This is a genomic window from Acidicapsa dinghuensis (assembly GCF_025685685.1).
In the GTDB taxonomy this organism is placed as follows: domain Bacteria; phylum Acidobacteriota; class Terriglobia; order Terriglobales; family Acidobacteriaceae; genus Acidicapsa; species Acidicapsa dinghuensis.
On record NZ_JAGSYH010000007.1, the window covers coordinates 101,944 to 118,985 of the forward strand.

The 17,042-nt window shown below is 59.7% G+C and carries 8 protein-coding genes; 3 read left to right on the plus strand and 5 right to left on the minus strand.

Annotation, left to right across the window (positions count from 1 at the left end; genetic code table 11):
* Positions 1-5 precede the first annotated feature (5 nt).
* Complete coding sequence (locus OHL22_RS20065) at positions 6-6,818, minus strand: Ig-like domain repeat protein (RefSeq protein ID WP_263341339.1); 6,813 nt, start codon at positions 6,816-6,818, stop codon at positions 6-8.
* Positions 6,819-7,441: 623 nt separating this feature from the next.
* On the opposite strand from OHL22_RS20065, the gene OHL22_RS20070 reads away from it, so the two are divergent.
* Together OHL22_RS20070 and OHL22_RS20075 are read left to right on the plus strand one after the other, a co-directional pair.
* Positions 7,442-7,831: a DUF4280 domain-containing protein gene (locus tag OHL22_RS20070; protein ID WP_263341341.1), complete on the plus strand. Its 390-nt coding sequence runs from the start codon at positions 7,442-7,444 to the stop codon at positions 7,829-7,831.
* 132 nt (positions 7,832-7,963) lie between these two features.
* Complete coding sequence (locus tag OHL22_RS20075; protein WP_263341342.1) at positions 7,964-8,821, plus strand: Stp1/IreP family PP2C-type Ser/Thr phosphatase; 858 nt, start codon at positions 7,964-7,966, stop codon at positions 8,819-8,821.
* 247 nt (positions 8,822-9,068) lie between these two features.
* Here OHL22_RS20075 and OHL22_RS20080 read toward each other — a convergent pair whose 3' ends face one another.
* Both OHL22_RS20080 and OHL22_RS20085 read right to left on the minus strand, forming a co-directional pair.
* Entirely contained in the window at positions 9,069-12,509 is a 3,441-nt protein-coding gene (locus tag OHL22_RS20080; protein WP_263341343.1) for an ImcF-related family protein, read from the minus strand.
* A gap of 61 nt (positions 12,510-12,570) precedes the next feature.
* Positions 12,571-13,284, minus strand: coding sequence for a DotU family type IV/VI secretion system protein (locus OHL22_RS20085; protein ID WP_263341344.1), 714 nt, complete (start codon positions 13,282-13,284; stop codon positions 12,571-12,573).
* Positions 13,285-13,691: 407 nt separating this feature from the next.
* On the opposite strand from OHL22_RS20085, the gene OHL22_RS20090 reads away from it, so the two are divergent.
* Positions 13,692-15,041: a hypothetical protein gene (locus tag OHL22_RS20090; RefSeq protein ID WP_263341345.1), complete on the plus strand. Its 1,350-nt coding sequence runs from the start codon at positions 13,692-13,694 to the stop codon at positions 15,039-15,041.
* 93 nt (positions 15,042-15,134) lie between these two features.
* Here OHL22_RS20090 and OHL22_RS20095 read toward each other — a convergent pair whose 3' ends face one another.
* Together OHL22_RS20095 and OHL22_RS20100 are read right to left on the minus strand one after the other, a co-directional pair.
* Positions 15,135-15,416 carry a hypothetical protein gene (locus OHL22_RS20095; protein ID WP_263341346.1) on the minus strand — a complete coding sequence of 94 codons (282 nt, stop codon included), beginning with the start codon at positions 15,414-15,416 and terminating at the stop codon, positions 15,135-15,137.
* Positions 15,417-15,546: 130 nt separating this feature from the next.
* Entirely contained in the window at positions 15,547-17,013 is a 1,467-nt protein-coding gene (locus OHL22_RS20100) for a class I SAM-dependent methyltransferase (RefSeq protein ID WP_263341347.1), read from the minus strand.
* Between the last annotated feature and the right edge of the window lie 29 nt (positions 17,014-17,042).

Consider the following 17,042-nt stretch of genomic DNA (forward strand, 5'->3'; position numbering starts at 1 on the left):
TTCGCTTAGTTCACAACCAGCGGCACAACCGCATAGTGATTGATCCCATTCGAATCGGTTGCCACGATCTGCACCAGATAGCTTCCAACCGGCGGTCCGCCCGTCACCGTCGGCGGCCTCGTAAAGCTACCGCCGCATCCGATGCCGTATGACATTCCGATAATCAGCAGCGCGATGCCCAGATATCGCATCAGGTCTTTCCGCCCTTTGCTCTTCCGCGCCGCCCAAGCCAGGAATCCGATCGCCGGCATGCCCCAGAAGGCTGCCGCCGCGAACACTCCGCCATCGCCCTGCCGTCGCAGCGCGGCGCTCGTCGTGCCATTCACCGTAATAGTGATGGACGCCGTAGTCGCATTGCCCGTGATCGGCACGGCCGTCGCCGGTCCCGTGCATGAAATCTCACCGGACGTGATCTGCGCCGTGCCTGAGGTCAAGCCACAGGCAAACGTGTTCAGCGTAGCCGCAAGCGTTCCACCCTGCGGAGGTGCCGTATTGAACACCACGCTCTGCGTCGCCGCCGAGCCTGGCGCCAGGCTGACCGTGCCCGAAGTCGCGATCACATTCACCTGCAGCGTTGCCTGTTGCGTCAGCGCCGGGAACGTGTTGTCCGTTGCTGTCAGCGTCACCGTGTATGTATCAACAGGTGTCGCTGCCGCTGCCGTGACCGTAAATGCTACAGGCGAGCTGCCATTGCCTGCAAGCGTATTTGTGCTCGGCGCGCATGTCAGCGGATTCGTTATCGTCGTCTTGCTCGAGTTCTGCACCGAGCAGGAGAGCGTCAGCTCGTCTGAGAACCCGCCGATCGGTGTGGCCATAACATGAATCGTTCCTGGGCTGAAGGGATCCTTGTCGTTCTCATATCCCTGCGTCACGCTGGTCGGCCCGGTTGGATTGAACGCAACCGTATAGTTCTGCACCGACTCAGCTAACGTTGCCGTGCCCGACTTGAAGTTGCCGTCGGCGCTCACAAACGATGCCGTCACCGTCACATTGCCCGACGTCGTCGGCAGGAAAGCAAACTGGCAGCTGTTCGTGATCGTTCCATCGCCAGGCGACGTCACAATCGGACTGCAGTTGTTTGTAGAGCCATCCGAAGAGGTAAACACGATCGTTCCGGTGGGTGCCTGTGCTCCTGCTCCCGTCACCGGCGGTGAAACCACTGCAAAGTAGTTCACCACTTGCGTCGCAACCACCGTGCTCGCCGAAGACGTCAGCTTGATGACCGGCGTAGATGCAATGATCATCTCTGTTTGCGTGCCTGACGAAGCAGTGAAGTTCGTGTCGCCTGCATACGCTGCTGTAATCGTGTGCGTGCCAACCGATTTCAGCGCTCCTGAGCAGCTCGCAATACCCGTCGACTGTGTCACCGTCGCCGTGCATAGCAGCACCGAAGGCGATGCCGTCGTATCGGTAAACGTCACCGAACCGGAAGGCAGCGTAAGTCCCGTAAACGCTCCCGGCTTCGTAACCGTCGCCGAGAAGGTGATCGGCTCATTCACTGAAGCGCTCGCCGGATTCGGCGTGCTGAACGAAACTGTTGTCGCCGTCTGCCCTACAGCCTGGTTCACGGTTCCAGCCGTCGAGAGGAAATTCGCATCCCCGTTGTACGTTGCGGTCACTGTGTACGGTTGTGATGTTGCCGCTGATGGGAACGAGAACGTGCAGACCGCCGTCGTTACACCACCTGACTGAGAAATCGCCGCTGCCGTGCAGGGGCTCGTCGCCGAAACTCCCGCCTGTGAAAATGTGAAGCTCACACTTCCCGTCGGATAAATCGTCGACAGATTGCCAGTCGTCGATACCGCCGGATTCTCAGCAATTGTCGCCGTATAAGTAACCGCCTGATCCACCGTCACTGCCGACGGCACAGGCGTACCGCCCAGCGCCACCGTCACTGTCGGCGTATCCTGCGAAACCGTCACTGTGGCAGTGGGTGAATTTCCAGGGTTATAGTTCGTGTCCGAAGGCGTAAAGAACGCCACCACCGAGTGTGCTCCCGCCGAAAACGGCGCCACCGAAGACGAAGGCACCACGCAGTTCGGCACTATTCCGGTAGAACTAAGCGTTGTCGTGCAGAGCGTTGCTACCGGAGTAGCCGAAGTGTCTTTGTAAACCACCGTTCCCTGCGGGGTCGGGCCGGTTCCGGAACTGGCGCTTACCGTGGACGTGAATGTCACCGGCTGGTTGGCATATAGTGTTCCGCTCTGACTGCTCGCCAGCGTCACCTTTGTTGTCGAGGCGCTCACTACCTGCTGGAATGCCGTGGAAGCAGAACTGTTGGCAAAGTTCGAATCGCTCGATGTAAATGTTGCAGTAATCGTATGCGTACCCGACGAGGTAAACGGATACTGGCACGCGGTCACTGTTCCACCGGACACAGGCTCCGTGCAAATTGTCACATTCGGCGATACAGACGTGTCGACAAATGCCACCGTTCCCGTCTTCGGTGATGCCGGTCCGGAAGTAGATGCCGCCACCGCCGCCGATATCGTCACATTCTGACCCACATTCGACGGGTTCGGATTCGATCCCGTGATCGATGCCGTTGTCGCTCCAGCGGTCACGACCTGGGGCGTCGTTCCCGCGGTTCCCGCATTGAAGTTGGAGTCACCGAGATACGTAGCCGTGATCGTCGTCGCACTCGACGTCACCGCTCCGAACGCATAGGAGCAGCTCGCCGTTGACGATGTAGTGCCGGGCACCAGCGTTACGCCGCCGCAAAGCGTGGTCGAGCCTTGCTTGAATGTCACGCCTCCGGAAGGCAATGTCGCGGTACCCGCCCCAGTAGGCGGCGCGACCGTCGCGGTAAACGTCACGGACTGATTCACCTGGGCCGATGGGCTCGACGAACTCAACAATGTCTGCGCTGTAACCTTCGATACGGTGGGCGAAGCCTGCCCGTTAGATGCCGTGTAGTTCGGGTCTGAATAAGACGCCACGATGACGTCAGCCGGCGCTACCAGGGACGAAGTCGTGCAGCTCGCCTTGCCGGTGGTAGTGTTAATCGCCGTGTTCGGGCAATCGCCGCTCGACGAGCCATTGATTGTAAAGCTGACCGTGCCTGCAAGGCCTACCGGCGCCGTCACTGACGTCGTCACCGTCGCCGTAATCGTCACCGACTGGTCCACCGTTGGCGATCCAGGATTCGTAGCCACATTAATCGTCGCCGCTGCCTTTGTCACAGCCTGCGAAATCGGAGACGATGGACCAGCCGCCGTATAGTTTGGATCGCTGCCCGGCACATACGTCGCGGTAATGCTGTGCGAACCAACCCCAAGCGAGTTCAAAGAGCACGTCGCCGTGCTGTTCGTCTTGCCGTTTTGCGTCAAAGTATTGTCATTCGATCCAGAGCAAGTCAGCGTCGTCGAACCATCCTGGAACGTCACTGTGCCCGTCGGCTGCGTCTGGCCGGAAGTACCCGTCACCGTTGCTGTAAAGGTCAGCGAAGTGCCGTAAGTCACCGACGACGAGCCCGTGCGTGCCAGCGTAATGGATGGCCCCGTTGTCGTCACAGTTTCCGACACTGTGTTCGATGGACCCGCAGCTACGTAGTTCGGATCGCTGCCAGGCACATAATCCGCCGTAATGCTGTGCGAACCGCCAGCCAGAGTAGAGATCGTGCAGGTCGCCGTACTGTTCGAGCTTCCCTGCGTCAGCGTGTTATCGCCTGCGCCGCTGCAGCTCAGTGTTGTGCCTCCATCCTTGAAGGTCACACTGCCCGTAGGCTGTACCGCACCGGAGACGCCTGACACGGTCGCCGTGAAGGTCAGAGAAGTTCCGTACGTCACCGATGACGAGGCTGGAGAAGTAAGCGCCAGCGAAATCGTCGGCGTCGCCGTCGTCACCGTCTGCGAAACCGGGCTCGATGGCCCCGCAGCGTTATAGTTCGGATCGCTGCCGGGCACATAGGTCGCTTTGATGCTGTGTGAACCGCTCACCGAAAGTGTGGCGATCGTGCACGTCGCAGTACTACTCGATGTGCCCTGTGTCAGCGTATTGTCGCTCGCCCCCGTGCAAGACAGCGTCGTGCTGTTGTCCTTAAACGTCACAGTACCCGTCGGCTGTGTCACGCCGCTGGCCCCCGACACAGTCGCGGTAAATACCAGCGTCGTCCCATACCCAACCGACGCTTGGCCTGTCGTACGGGCCAGCAATATCGATGGAGTCGCATCCTGAATCTGTTGGGTAAGGTTGGACGACGGCCCAATCGCGTTGTAATTCGGGTCAGATCCCGGATTGTACGTGGCATTGATGTGATGCGTCCCAACGCTCAGCGTTGAAATCGAGCACGTAGCCGTGCTGTTCGTCGTGCCATTCTGCGTCAAAGTGCCATCGCCAGATCCTGTGCACGTCAGCGCAGCCGTCCCATCATCAAAAGTCACGGTTCCGGTCGGCTGTGTCGAGTTAGATGTTCCCGTCACCGTCGCCGTAAATTGCAACGATGCGCCGTAAGTAGCCGGAGAGTTGCCATTCGTCAGCGTCACTGCAATCGATGTGGGATCAACCGGCCCGCTTGTCATCGGTAGCATTCTCGTCAGAACAGTAATTTCATTTCCCGGCTGCGACGAAGCGGCATCCGCATTCGCTGTCACCAGCCCTGTCGCCTTACCTGTAGAACTCGCAATCGTCGTCAGCGCCGCCGGACCAGCACCCACGGGCATTACCGCCGTGCTGCCCATCTTTCCGCTGCCCGTTCCAAACAGCACCGACACTGTCGAGTCCGTCGTGTTCGCAACTGCTACATCCAGCTTGCCGTCGCCATCGAAATCGCCAATCGCAACAGCACCAGGCCCATTGCCCACCGCGTAGCTCGTGACCGCCCCAAACGTGCCGTCGCCATTGCCGCTCAGCAACCCAACCGTGTTGTCGCCCGCGCGCGAGACCACCAAATCCAGCACGCCACGCCCTGCCAGATCGCCAAGCCCGATGCCCGCCGGACTGTTGCCAATCTTGGTAGCTCCAGTGCTGGCGCCCGCCGCTGCAAATTGTCCGCTAGCCGATGCCATCAGCACCGTTGCCGTTCCGCCAGAATTGCAGCTCGCGTCGGCTCCGCAACGGTTCGCAACCACCAGATCCGTCATCTTGTCGCCATTCACATCGCCTGCGGCAATCGCAACCGGCTCATAGCCGACCGAATACACCGCGCCTGAATGGAATCCGCCGCCTGCTTGTCCAAACAGAACTTCCACCGTACCCGGCTGCGTGCAACTCTTCGCTCCGCAATCACCCACCACCGCCAGATCCAGCTTCCCATCGCCATTGAAATCACCAACCACAGCGGCAACCGGCGACTCCGATAACGACAGCGACGATCCCTGTTCGAAACTCCCGTCGCCTTTACCCGAAAGCAGCGTAATCGTCTTATCCAGCCTGTTTAGCGCCACAATATCCGGAATGCCGTCGCCATCCACATCCATCAACTGCACCGACACTGGCCCCGCCCCTACCGCATAGTTGTGCGCCAGCGTATACACTCCATTCGCATCCGACAGGAACACCGACACAGAACCACTCTTGGCGCATCCCGCATCCGATCCGCAATAATTCGCCACCACCAGGTCGACCCGGCCATCGCGATTCAGATCCGCGGCCGCCGAAGCCATCGGCATCAACTCTGAGCCATACGCGCGTCCCGCCTGGAATGTGCCGTCGCCATTTCCAAGAGCGACACTGATTGCCTGCGAGCCGCTGTCGATCACCGCAAGATCCGCATGCCCATCGCCGTCAAAATCACCCACAACGCCAGCCGCCGGTCCCTGCCCCACAACAAAGCTCGCGCTCGTGCCAAACGTGCCATCGCCGTTCCCGGTCAGCACGCTGAACGTGTTGCTCGCTTGGTTCACAGCCACCAGGTCCACCTTGCCGTCGCCATTCACATCTGTCACCAGCACCGAAGCTGGTGTCTTTCCAACGGCGTAAGCCTGTGCCGGACCAAAGCTTCCATCGCCCTTGCCGAGCAGTACTGATACAGCATTGCTGCCGGTATCCGTCACCGCCAGGTCCATTGTCCCGTCGTGATCGAAGTCGCCCACGGCAACCGCGGACAACATCCCGCTCCCTGCCGTTACATCGCCATGCGACGCAAATCCGCCATTGCCCGTGCTCACCAGAACGCTGACCGTACCATCGACATTACCGGTCGCCAGATCCGTGCGTCCATCGCCTGCAAACTCGCCCGCTGCAATCGAAGCAGGCGTCTTCTGTAAAGCCGTTGTGATCGGGCTGCCAAGATTCCCATGTCCATCGTTCAGCAGCACAGCCAGCGTGCTTACCTTGCCTCCAACCACTGCAACATCGGCTCCGCCATTGCCGCCAAAGTGACCCGTCGCCACCAGCGCCGGAGCAATCCCCGTCGCATACGTCGCCTTCAATGCCAGCGATCCATCGCCGCCCACCGACAGCACCCGCACATTGCCATCTACGGCATCGCCCAGCACCACGCTCGTGTTGCCATCGCCCATATCGGCCACCGCAATCGCCGAGGGATGGCATCCGCACGCAAACGCCGTGCCTGCTGCAAACGTGCCGCTTCCGTTGCCCAGGTGCACCGTCACGCTGCCGCTCGCCGCATTCGCCGTGATCAGATCCAGCTTGCCATCATGATTCACGTCCGCGGAAGCAACACTGTTCGGCGCATACGACAGCCCATACGAAGATACGACCAGAAACGGTGCCCGCACAGTACCCAGCTTGACCGCTCCCGTAGAGCCACTCGAGTTCTGCGCCATTACCGGCGAAACCATGAGACTCAACACAAACATCACTGGGGCAACGAAAGACATCAGGCCGCGAAGGCAAGACGACGGACGAGCGTTCATACCAGATCTCCACTCATTGGGCCGGAAAGCCGCAACTTCATTCTTGAGTTTTGCCAAGCTCGCAAATTCGCTTGGGGCGGACATTAAGGTTATCCAATCGGTTGCTTTAGAAACGTGGAAGGATAATCGCAAACAGTAAGATCTTAAGAACTGACCGAATCATCAGTTCCGCAACAGTCGGCGCGATACGCATGATGCCAGGAATAAAAGTGCAGGGCGCACAAGTTGATTCCCGCTGATCGCCATTGCGGGCATACAACACTCCGGGAACCAAAAAGCAAAATCACAATGTTTCTCTCGGAGAGAGTGAAAGTACCACGCTCCCCAAGTCAAGTCAAACTAAAAAATCCCGCTCTGACTGCTCGGGTTTCATATACCGGATTGCGCGTATAAACACTCATAACGCGCCCGAACCACCCTATCATCATTCGGGTACTTACACACATAGAAATCGCAATCCGCCTGCTTATCCGTAGTGACCAAAGAAATCGGATCGTTACAACTCCGCCAATATATTCCCGCTATCTTCCCGATATGCGCTTTGCAGGTCGGGCTTTTGTTTCTTGCTTCTCGCAGCAGCCATTCTCGGCGTACACTCTTTGCTGTCCAGATAGGAGTTCACCATGCCAATGCAGGTCTGCATGGGAGCCACAATGCAGTGCACCTTCGGAATGGCCCCCAGTTCTCTTGTTGTGTTGCCTACCAATCGCGTCATGACCAATGAAATGCCCGACGCAAATATCATGGATCACATTCCCATGGTCAACATCATGCCCTTCGGCATGTGCCAGTCCCTCGCCAACCCGGAAGTGGCCTCTGCTACCGCTGCCGCTCTCGGCGTGCTCACCCCAATGCCCTGCATTCCCGCCACGCCCGCGCCCTGGGTAACCGGCGCACCCACCGTCCTGCTGGGCAACTTCCCTACTCTCGATAACGTCTCCCAGCTCATGTGTATCTGGGGTGGCGTCATCACCTTTACCAATCCCGGCGAAGAAACCGTCGAGGTTCCCTAATCCATTCCTCACACCCCCTTGCCCGTAACCACATCCAGCAGGTAGGCTGATGTGTCACAATCCTTGCAAACTTCCGCTACCATGGTGTAACTCCCTCGGGTGGTATCGCGGTCATATCATGAGGCAGATGGAATGGCTCAGGCACCGGCATTCTCTCTCGATTTCGCAGCAGCCACCGACATAGGCTGTCATCGCGGCAACAACGAAGATAGCTTCGGCTACGATACCGACAACCAGCTCTACGTTGTTTGTGACGGCATGGGCGGCAGCGCCGCCGGCGAAGTCGCCAGTAACATGGCTGTGCGCGCCCTCATCGAGTGCTTCGAGTTCCTCATTCAGCAGTCCGCCGAAAATAACGACTCGCAGCCCATCGAAAGCCGCCTGCTTCACTCCATCCACGAAGCCAACCGCCTCGTCCATGAAGCCGCCACAACCAATCCGGAACACCAGAACATGGGCACCACGCTCGTCTGCGCCACGCTTGATGACTCAAGGCTTGTCATCGGCAATGTTGGCGACAGCCGCTGTTATCTCATCCGCAATGGCTCATCCCACCAGATCACGCTCGACCACTCACTGCTCGACGAGCAGTTGCGCATGGGACTCATCACCCCCGAAGTGGCCGCAGCCTCCAATCTGCAATCCGTCATCACCCGCGCCATCGGAACCACCGAAACCGTCGAGCCCGATCTCTTCGCCGTCGACCTCCAGCCCGGCGACATGTTCCTGCTCACCTCAGACGGCCTCACTCGCTACGCCAAGCCTGAAGACATCGCCAACGCAGCGCGTCCGGAGTTCGAGCTCACGGCCATCTGCCAGACATTGATCGATCACGCCAAACAGCGAGGTGGCGTCGACAACATCACCTGCATGATGCTCCGCGCCTTCGAAACGCCCATCGAATCCACAGAACAGGCTACAACGGAGCCCGCACAAGAACCCTCAGCCGAATTCACCGCCGCAACCCCGGAACAAAGCGCCAGCCAGTAGCTACCATCACCACTTGTCATCCGGAGCGTAGCGAAGGATCAGCTTTTGTTCTTGCACTTGCTTTTCTTTCTGTCATTCCCGAAGGGAATCCGCTTCACCCACGCGCGAAGCGCGAACCAGTGTCAATCACCATCAATCGGGGTGCCCCATTCATTCAGCGTTCTGCGCTGAATGAGTGGGAAACCACATAGGCCCGCGCCACCACGAACTATCTCAGGCGCACCTCAAGCCCCGCTCTTCACACTCGCTACTTCACCACCGGCGCCACGCACTGCAGCCCCTGGAAGAACTCCGGCGCCAGCACCTCAGCGCCCGGTCCCGACAGCTCAAAGCTCACCGTCTTCGTATTCGCGCCGCTGATCGCGTGCCCTGCCACCGTCGTCGCCGTGTTCACCGGATAATCCAGCCGTAGCCCCGTCGCCGTCTTCGTGATCTGTGCAGTGCGCACCAGTTGGAAGAGCGACCACGTCCCGGTAAACGACAATACTTCGTTGTTGTCGTAAACCAGCGAAGCCTTCTGCGCCGTCGCACCATCCCAGTGCATCGCCTGCGGCGCGGCGGAAGTGATGCGCTGCCCATCTACCACCAGCGTTGCGTTTGTGATGCCATTGGAAGGTAGGAATCGCAGGTTAAACGTAAACGACGGTGACTTCGCCCCGCCCGGATACAAATCCGTGCTCACCTTCGCCACGTGACTGAAGTACTGCGCAAACCGCGGATTCACCGGCTGCGGTGCCGCTGGAGCCGCGGCATATCCCGCACCCTGTGGCACGAGATATGGCTTCAGGCTCGCGCCAAACACCTGCCATACAGCTCCCGTATCCGGCGTAAAAACATTGTTCACATCCGCAATGCTCGCCGGCACGCTGGCATTCGCCGTGAATGGGTACTTGCTCAGCAGCGGATTGATCGCTCCGCATATCTTCTGTCCGCCGCCATTCGCCGGTGCTCCCGGGCTCGGAGCCAGTCCACCAGCGCACTTGATCGGCTGCTGCATCAGCGCCAGCACCGTCGCCTCCGTGTGGAACTGCGGATCTACATTGAACGCCTGCGCCGTCTGCTGCGCCGCAATGCCCGCCTGCGAAGCAGCCTGTGTCACCGGCGTCCATGCATTCGGATCGTTCGCCGCCGCAGGATTCGCCGCCACCTGATCCAATGCGCCTTGTATTCCCAGTAGCGCATTCACATACGGCGTATTCCCAGGTCCGATAAACCGGTCCTTGTTGTTCGGATCGACAAACGCCTGCGTCGGCTGGAACGTCGACTTGATCTTCTGGTCCGCAACGGCCGTGTTATGCGACACCTGATAAAACAGCGCCAGCAGTGGCGAAGCGGGCCCCGCCAGCGTCGTCAGCTTGCCCGATGTCTCCTTCACTCCCGCGCATCCTGCCACACGCGCATCCGTCAGGAACGTGTGCCACTCCTTGATGTAGTCCGCTTCATACTGCGGCGTCAGGTCCGCGCCAATCTTCGCCGCATCCACCGCCTGCGCGCCATGATCGCCCAGCACCCACGGCTCACCCGCAGCGTACTTCTCTGGATGCTTCAGCGCATCCTGCATCGCAGCAAAGCCATCATGCGTGAACGCCCCGCGCACCGGATGTCCATCACTCACCAGCGTCAGCGTCGCCGGATACATCTTGTTGAAGTCGACCGCCTGCCCTGCCTTGTCCGCGTCATTCAGCATCGCCTGGTAGATGCTCGTCTCCGCCACAAATTTCGACAGATACCCACGCGCATGCTCCACCATCTTCATGTCCGGATCGATCGCATACGGCGGTTGCCTCAACAACTCATTGGCATAGAAATCGATCTGCTTCTGCACCAGCGCCTGCTGATCCGCATCCACCATCCGATTGCCAACCCAGTACTGCTTCACCAGCCGGTCCACAAACACCGGCACACTCTTCTCCGGATGATTCGTCGTAATCAGATAAGCCTTCAGCGGCTCATACGCGGCCACATACGCACCCGAATCGCTCGCATTCTGCGGCGCATCCGGTAGCCCGTTCATCAACGTCGAGAACCCCGCCTGCGCCGGATTCAGAATCATCGGCCGGAATCTGTCAAAGTAAACCTTGCGCGCCTGGGCATCCAGCTTCTCGCCCTGATACAAACCAAACCGGTAAGACAGCGGCGCTCCATCTTTGTTGTACCCATCCAACTGAACAATCGTCTGCCGCAGTGGCTCTAGTTGCTGCAAATCGCTCAAGCTCGGTATCGAAACCGAAGTCGCTCCAGTCGAAGGCAGTGCCTTCGCCGCATTCTGTATCCGATGCTCCACTGCCGCGTTATTCGAATACGACACAATCAGCAGGACGGTATATAGCAGGAACAGAAACGCCAGCGTCCCAAACAAAATCCTGCGGAACAACCGCGCTGGAGCCGTCTGATTCGTCGCCGTCAGTGCGCTGCGGTCCCCAAGAATCGCCTCTGGAAACAGCCGCGCTAGAAACGTCCACTGCGGCACCCGTGTCGCCACCTTAACCGGCTGTGGAGTTGGCTGGCTCTGCTGCCGTCCCATCATCGACAGATTCAAGTACTGCGTAGCACCCGCATCCGCTGCGGGCTGCGGTGCAGCCTGCACAGGAGCATTCGCAATCCGCTCCACAATCTGCGCACGAATACCAGTGAAATAAAACCCGCGTAGATAAGGATTCGCGCTCAACTGGCTCGGCTTGCAAAGCTCCACGAGATACTGATTCAGATTCTTGCGCAGCTTCCCAAACTCACGCGGAAACTCATACACCGGCCCAGCACTTCGCGCATCCGTCTCGCGGTCCAGCATCTCCACGCGAAACTCGCCCAGCTTGTAGCAGAGCGCATCTAACGCCGCTGCAAGCCGCTTCGAAGCCTCATCCACATACACGCCAACCGAGGCTTCGCTCTTCGGCGTCGCCAGCCCCAGCATCTGCCTGACTTCAACCTCGGTCAGGTTGCGCACATACTCAGCAAAGTGCGGCACGCGGTCCAGTTTCGTCACAATCACATACACCGGCACAGCCATGCCCAGCAGCCGGCTTATCTCGCGCAGTTGGCCGCCGACCGTCCGTGCCCCCGCCATCAGCGCCGCGCCTGCATCACCCGCCGTCAACTGCTCCGCGCTCACACACACTACAGCCGCTCTCGGAGCAGCCCCTGACCCAAACGCCGATTGATACGCCTTCGCCCGCGTCCGCTCCACCAGTCGCGTCAGCATTGCGCCGCTATTGCGTATCGCTGCGCCCGCTTCCACAATCGTCGTCAGGCTCGTGAACCAAAGATTGATCACCGTCGTCGGAACCGTCTGCCCCTCAGCCGGTATCGCGCCCGCCACCAATTCCGGATTCAACCCCGACATCAGCACCGTCGTTGTCTTACCCGATCCCGCATCGCCCAGCACATAGATCAGCGGCAGCATGTCCAGGCTCTTCGCGCCCTGCTGCGACTCCTTCAGCTTCCGGTTCGCCTCATTCAGCAGCAGATCCAGTTCGCCCGTAGCGCCCGATCCATCCCCCTCCTGCCCTGCATTCTTCTTCGCCTTGAAGTGCATCACCAGGATCACGATCGCCGCCGCGATCCCCAGCACCAGCACTAGCGTGACAAACAGAATGTAAGCAGTCCCCGTCAGATGCAGCAGAGCGGCAATACCGAACGCAAGCAACGCGGCAACCAGAACAACGACGGCAACAAGCACATAGACGAGCAAGGGAACCCCCGGAATTGCCTGTAAAAATACACAGCCGGATCAACCGGCCAAACTCATGCGACTAACCGATGCTCGAAGCACCCGAGCTCAGCATCATCCAGAACCCACCAAAGGCCAGCACCATCACCACAAACAGCACAATCGCGGCAATTCCCAGCCCTCGGCTCCAGCTATCCACTGCCTTTTTCGCCTTCACTTCAGGCGGAGGAGGCGCATCCGGCAGAAACACCAGCGCCCCACGAATGCGCCCGATCTTTTCCCGCGCCTGCCGCACCAGCGTCTGTATCTCCCCACCGATTCGCGGCGCCGCGCCCTGTTGATCAAAATATCCCGAGCTCAGCGCATACTTACCCTTGAACCCCAGCAGCATGCAAAGGCAATACACCTCAAGGCAATCCGCCGTCTCCTGCGAGTCAGGCTTTGTCAGCAGCCCATGCAGATGCTCAAAAAACACCTCGCCCGCGCGCATGTGCCCAAACATCTCTTCCTGCATCGGCTTCTGCGCCCAGTCGGCGAACGCCGCGCTCTGCATCTTCAGCACGCTCTCATCCAGCAGCGCCACCACGGCAAAAAATGCGAGCTGGTTCACCTCATTCGAATACCCCAGCGACTTAGCCTGCTCCATCGCCGACTTCAGCGCCGCCCGTATGCTCGCGCGAAACCCCTGCGAATTCGCTGCCGCACCCTGCTGCATCGTCGTCAGCCGCAGTATCGTCGTCAACGCGTTCTCATAACAGGAAGCAAGACTCCACGTCCTCGATGCCAACTCGCTCATGCGTTATCCCCGCTCATGCCTGGTCCCAGGTTGTCCTGAACTGCCCTTGCACATAGTGCGCGGCCTCTGCCGCAACTTCACCGCAGGCGCCTTTGCTCACGGCCGATAGTGTCTCGCCGTCACAGCTCGTTTCCAGTGCCTGTCTGTAAATCATAAAGAGCATACAGCAACAATTTGCTCATCGTGCAAAACTTGCTGTGCTCCTCGCAAAGCCACTGCAAAATGTCGCGTACAAAGATTCGCGAACTCGCCGTTCATCTGCATGTCACGTCCTTGCTCCGTACATCACCTTGGTAATAGGTCCCGTTCCCATTCCATCAACAACGCACCCCAACTCTTTACGACGCCCACCGGTACGTGTAATCTTCGCAGTGAAACCCGCACCAAACTCAAAGGAAGCGACCAACATGACCGATAATTTCTCCTCCGGACCGGAATCCCCCAACGATTCCGAACTCAGCGCCACCGGCATGTTCCTGCGCGCCTTTGAATCCGAGCCGGCTAAACCCGCTCAAGAAGATCCCTTCGCGGCAAAGCCAGCCGCTCCCGCACCACCAGCGCCATCACCTTACCTGGCAGCGCAGCCTGCGTCATCCTCTGGTCCTGGCGAATTCACCCGCATGTTCCAGGCCACTGAAGCCCGTCCCGCCGCACCGCCTCCACAGACTCCCGCACCAGCTCCACCACCAGCGCCTTCCGGAGCAGGTGAATTCACCCGCATGTTCAACTCAGGCCCCGCCGCTCCGGTTGCTCCAGCTCCGTCTACTCCGCCTGAACCAGCATTCAGGCCCCAGAGCGAGCCATCGGTGCCACAAGCTTCCTCTGTCCCCGTTCAGCCGCGCGCCAAGGGCTTCTCCTCACCCGGCGTCTCCGGCTCCGCCTCCGGCGAAGGCAGCTTCACGCAATTCTTCAAAGCATCTTCGTCACCCGCCAAGCCCGCAACGCCAGTTCAAACATTCACGCCAGCGCCACCGGCACCCGCTCCAGCGCCAACACCACAACCCGCAAGCCCATGGCAGTCCAGCCCCACCCCCAGCTATACGCCACCACCCAGCGCACCAGCTTCGAGCGGCGGAGCCACCGACCTCTTCGCCTCGCTCGCCGCAAAACCCGCAGCGCCTCCGCCATCGCAGCCCGAGCCAGCAGCGTATCGTCCAGATCCCTTCCCTTCCTACACGCCAGCTCCCGCGCCCGCACCATCTCCCGCCAGCGTCGAAGCCAGCAGCGTCACGCGTCTCATCCAGCGTCTCTCCGAAGTTCCCCGCGAAGCTCCGCCCGAGCCCATCCCCGCTCCCGTGCCGGCCTTCAACAACACTCCAGCCTTCACGCCCGCGCCTTCCGCACCCACAGGCCCGGAGCCCGGCGAATTCACCCGTATGATCCAAAGCTCCGCGCCCGCAAAGCCGGCAGCTCCAGCTCCCGCGGCGCCTGCCCCTGCGCCTGCTCCCGCTCCGGCCGCCCCCGTTGCAGTCAACGTCTCCTTCGCCGCGCCGGCCATGCCCGCCGCACCCTCGCTGCACGTAGCCGCACCCTCGCCCGCAGCTCCGGCCCCCGCCATGCACTTCCCTGCAGCGGCAGCGCCTGCCCCCGCTCCCATGCCTAAGGTTGAGCTCCCCAAAGCACCCGAACTCAAAGCCCCGGCACTCGCAGCCCCCAAGACCAAGCTCGAATCGATGATGCCCGCCCTGCTCATCATCAACACATTCCTGCTCGTCCTAATCCTGCTCGTCGTCCTCTTCGCAATGAAAGGCCGCTAAAAAAGTTATGGGCCGCCGAGATACTCTCTCGGCGGCCCACAATCCATCCGGCATTCCAGGGTAAATCCAGAACCCCGATCAACACTTACTTCCTCACGCCAGCAATCCCCGATCCTTCAGCAGACTATCGTTCCGCTCAAAGCTTGCAATCAGCACCACGCCCTGCGAGCGAGCCTTGCCCGCCCAACGTGTCGCCTCATCCTCGCCGAATTTCAAGTCCTGTAGCAGAGTCACCAGTTCGTCGTAGTTCGCAGCCTTCGCAGGCTTCGTATTCAGCCGGCCAGCGTATGGCACAAACACCACCTCGAAATATGGCTTTCCGCCGTCAGGTCCAGGGCTCGCGGTAATGCGCAAATTCCCTGTCAGCTTCGCCATCCACTCCTCCACCCAAAAACGCAAAGTTATCTTGAAACGGCTGCTCCGCCGTTGTCTTCAAGTCTTTCACATCTGCGTCATTTTCACAGAGGCAGACCTTTCAGCAGCGTATAAATCCGCACCGAATCCCTCAGGAATTTTCTACCGTCATAAAACCCCGTTCGATCAGCTTCCACAACAGCGCCTGGCACTCGCTCTGCACCCGTTCCAGCGGAGCTTTCACCTGCGCGGCAAACGACGCGATAGCCTCTCTCGCCGTTCGCGTCCCATCGCACGTCACCAGAAACTCCGCCACCAGCGGCTGTACAGCCATGTGGAACGGAAACCCACTGATCAGTCGCAGCGTCAGCGAATCCGTCGTCCAGCGCCCCTCTTTCGGAGCGCACACATGCTCCAGGCGCACATTCGCTCCCAGCTTCGGCCTCAACTTCAGGAACGCCTCATCCGTATCCGCGTTTTGCAGCAGATCCTGCGCCGCAAACGACGTCACAATCATCTCGCCCAGCTCGCCAGACGGCGTCTTCGGCACCTCTTCAATCCGCGCCCAGTTCTTTCCCTCCCGCTTGCGAATCACCACCAGCCCGTCGTGAATCGCTTCCACTCCACGTTGCCGGTAGTAATTCATGTAGCCCGCGTATGCTTCCGCATCTCCACCTGGATCCTGCGATATCTCCTTCACCCGACGCTGCGCATACTCCTCCGGATCCTGCGTCACGCCCTTCATCACCCACGCATCGCAGCCTGTACCCCGTAGCCATTCCGCCACGCGATCTTCCCAGCGCTCTCCGGTAACCTGTGCCCACTCGCACAGCATCTCCAGGTAGCCGCCCTCGCTCAGATGCTCCGGAGCTTCCTTCACCAGCCTGCGGCAAAGTCCATCCAACTCCATCGAGTTGTCGCAAAACAGATAGTCGCTCTGCGGCGTGATGAAAAACGGCGGATTCGAAAGAATCAGGTCGAACTTTTCGCCAGCCACCGGGGCAAAGCAGTCCCCAGCCACCACGTCGACGTTCTTGATTCCGTTCAGCCACACATTGAATCGCGCCATCTCCACCGCGCGCTCATTCAGATCCGTCGCAATCACCTTGTCGCTGAACGCCGCAGCCTGCAGGCTCAGAATGCCGCTGCCCGTTCCCAGATCGAGCGTCGCCCGCGAGTGCCTGCGAATCGCAAACTTCGCCAGAAACTTGCTCGTCGGATTCGGCCACAGCACAAGATCTGCTTCATGCCGCTCAATCGCCGAAGGATGATCCGCCGCCACCAGAAATCCGTCCGTGTGCAGCAGCATCACCGTCGCTGCCCAATTTTCGCCCTGCTCTGCAATCAACCCTGTCTGCTCCAGCAGGCCAAGCATCTCCGCCGGAATCGTCTTCTCCGCATTCGCCTTCGCTACAGGCACGCCAACCCAGAACCATCGGAGCAGCGTATTCAACTCGGTCGCGGTAGAGGTGCGATCCAGCAGGCGCGCTACATTGCGCAGCTGCAGCGACGGCAATTCCGCAGCGCCCAGATGTTTTCGCACTTGCGCTTCGGTATATCCGGCATCGTTAAATGCGTTTAACAACGTTCTTGCGGCATTCTCTGAGAGGACTTTCAACATAGCCTCCCCACCTTACCATCCTAAGT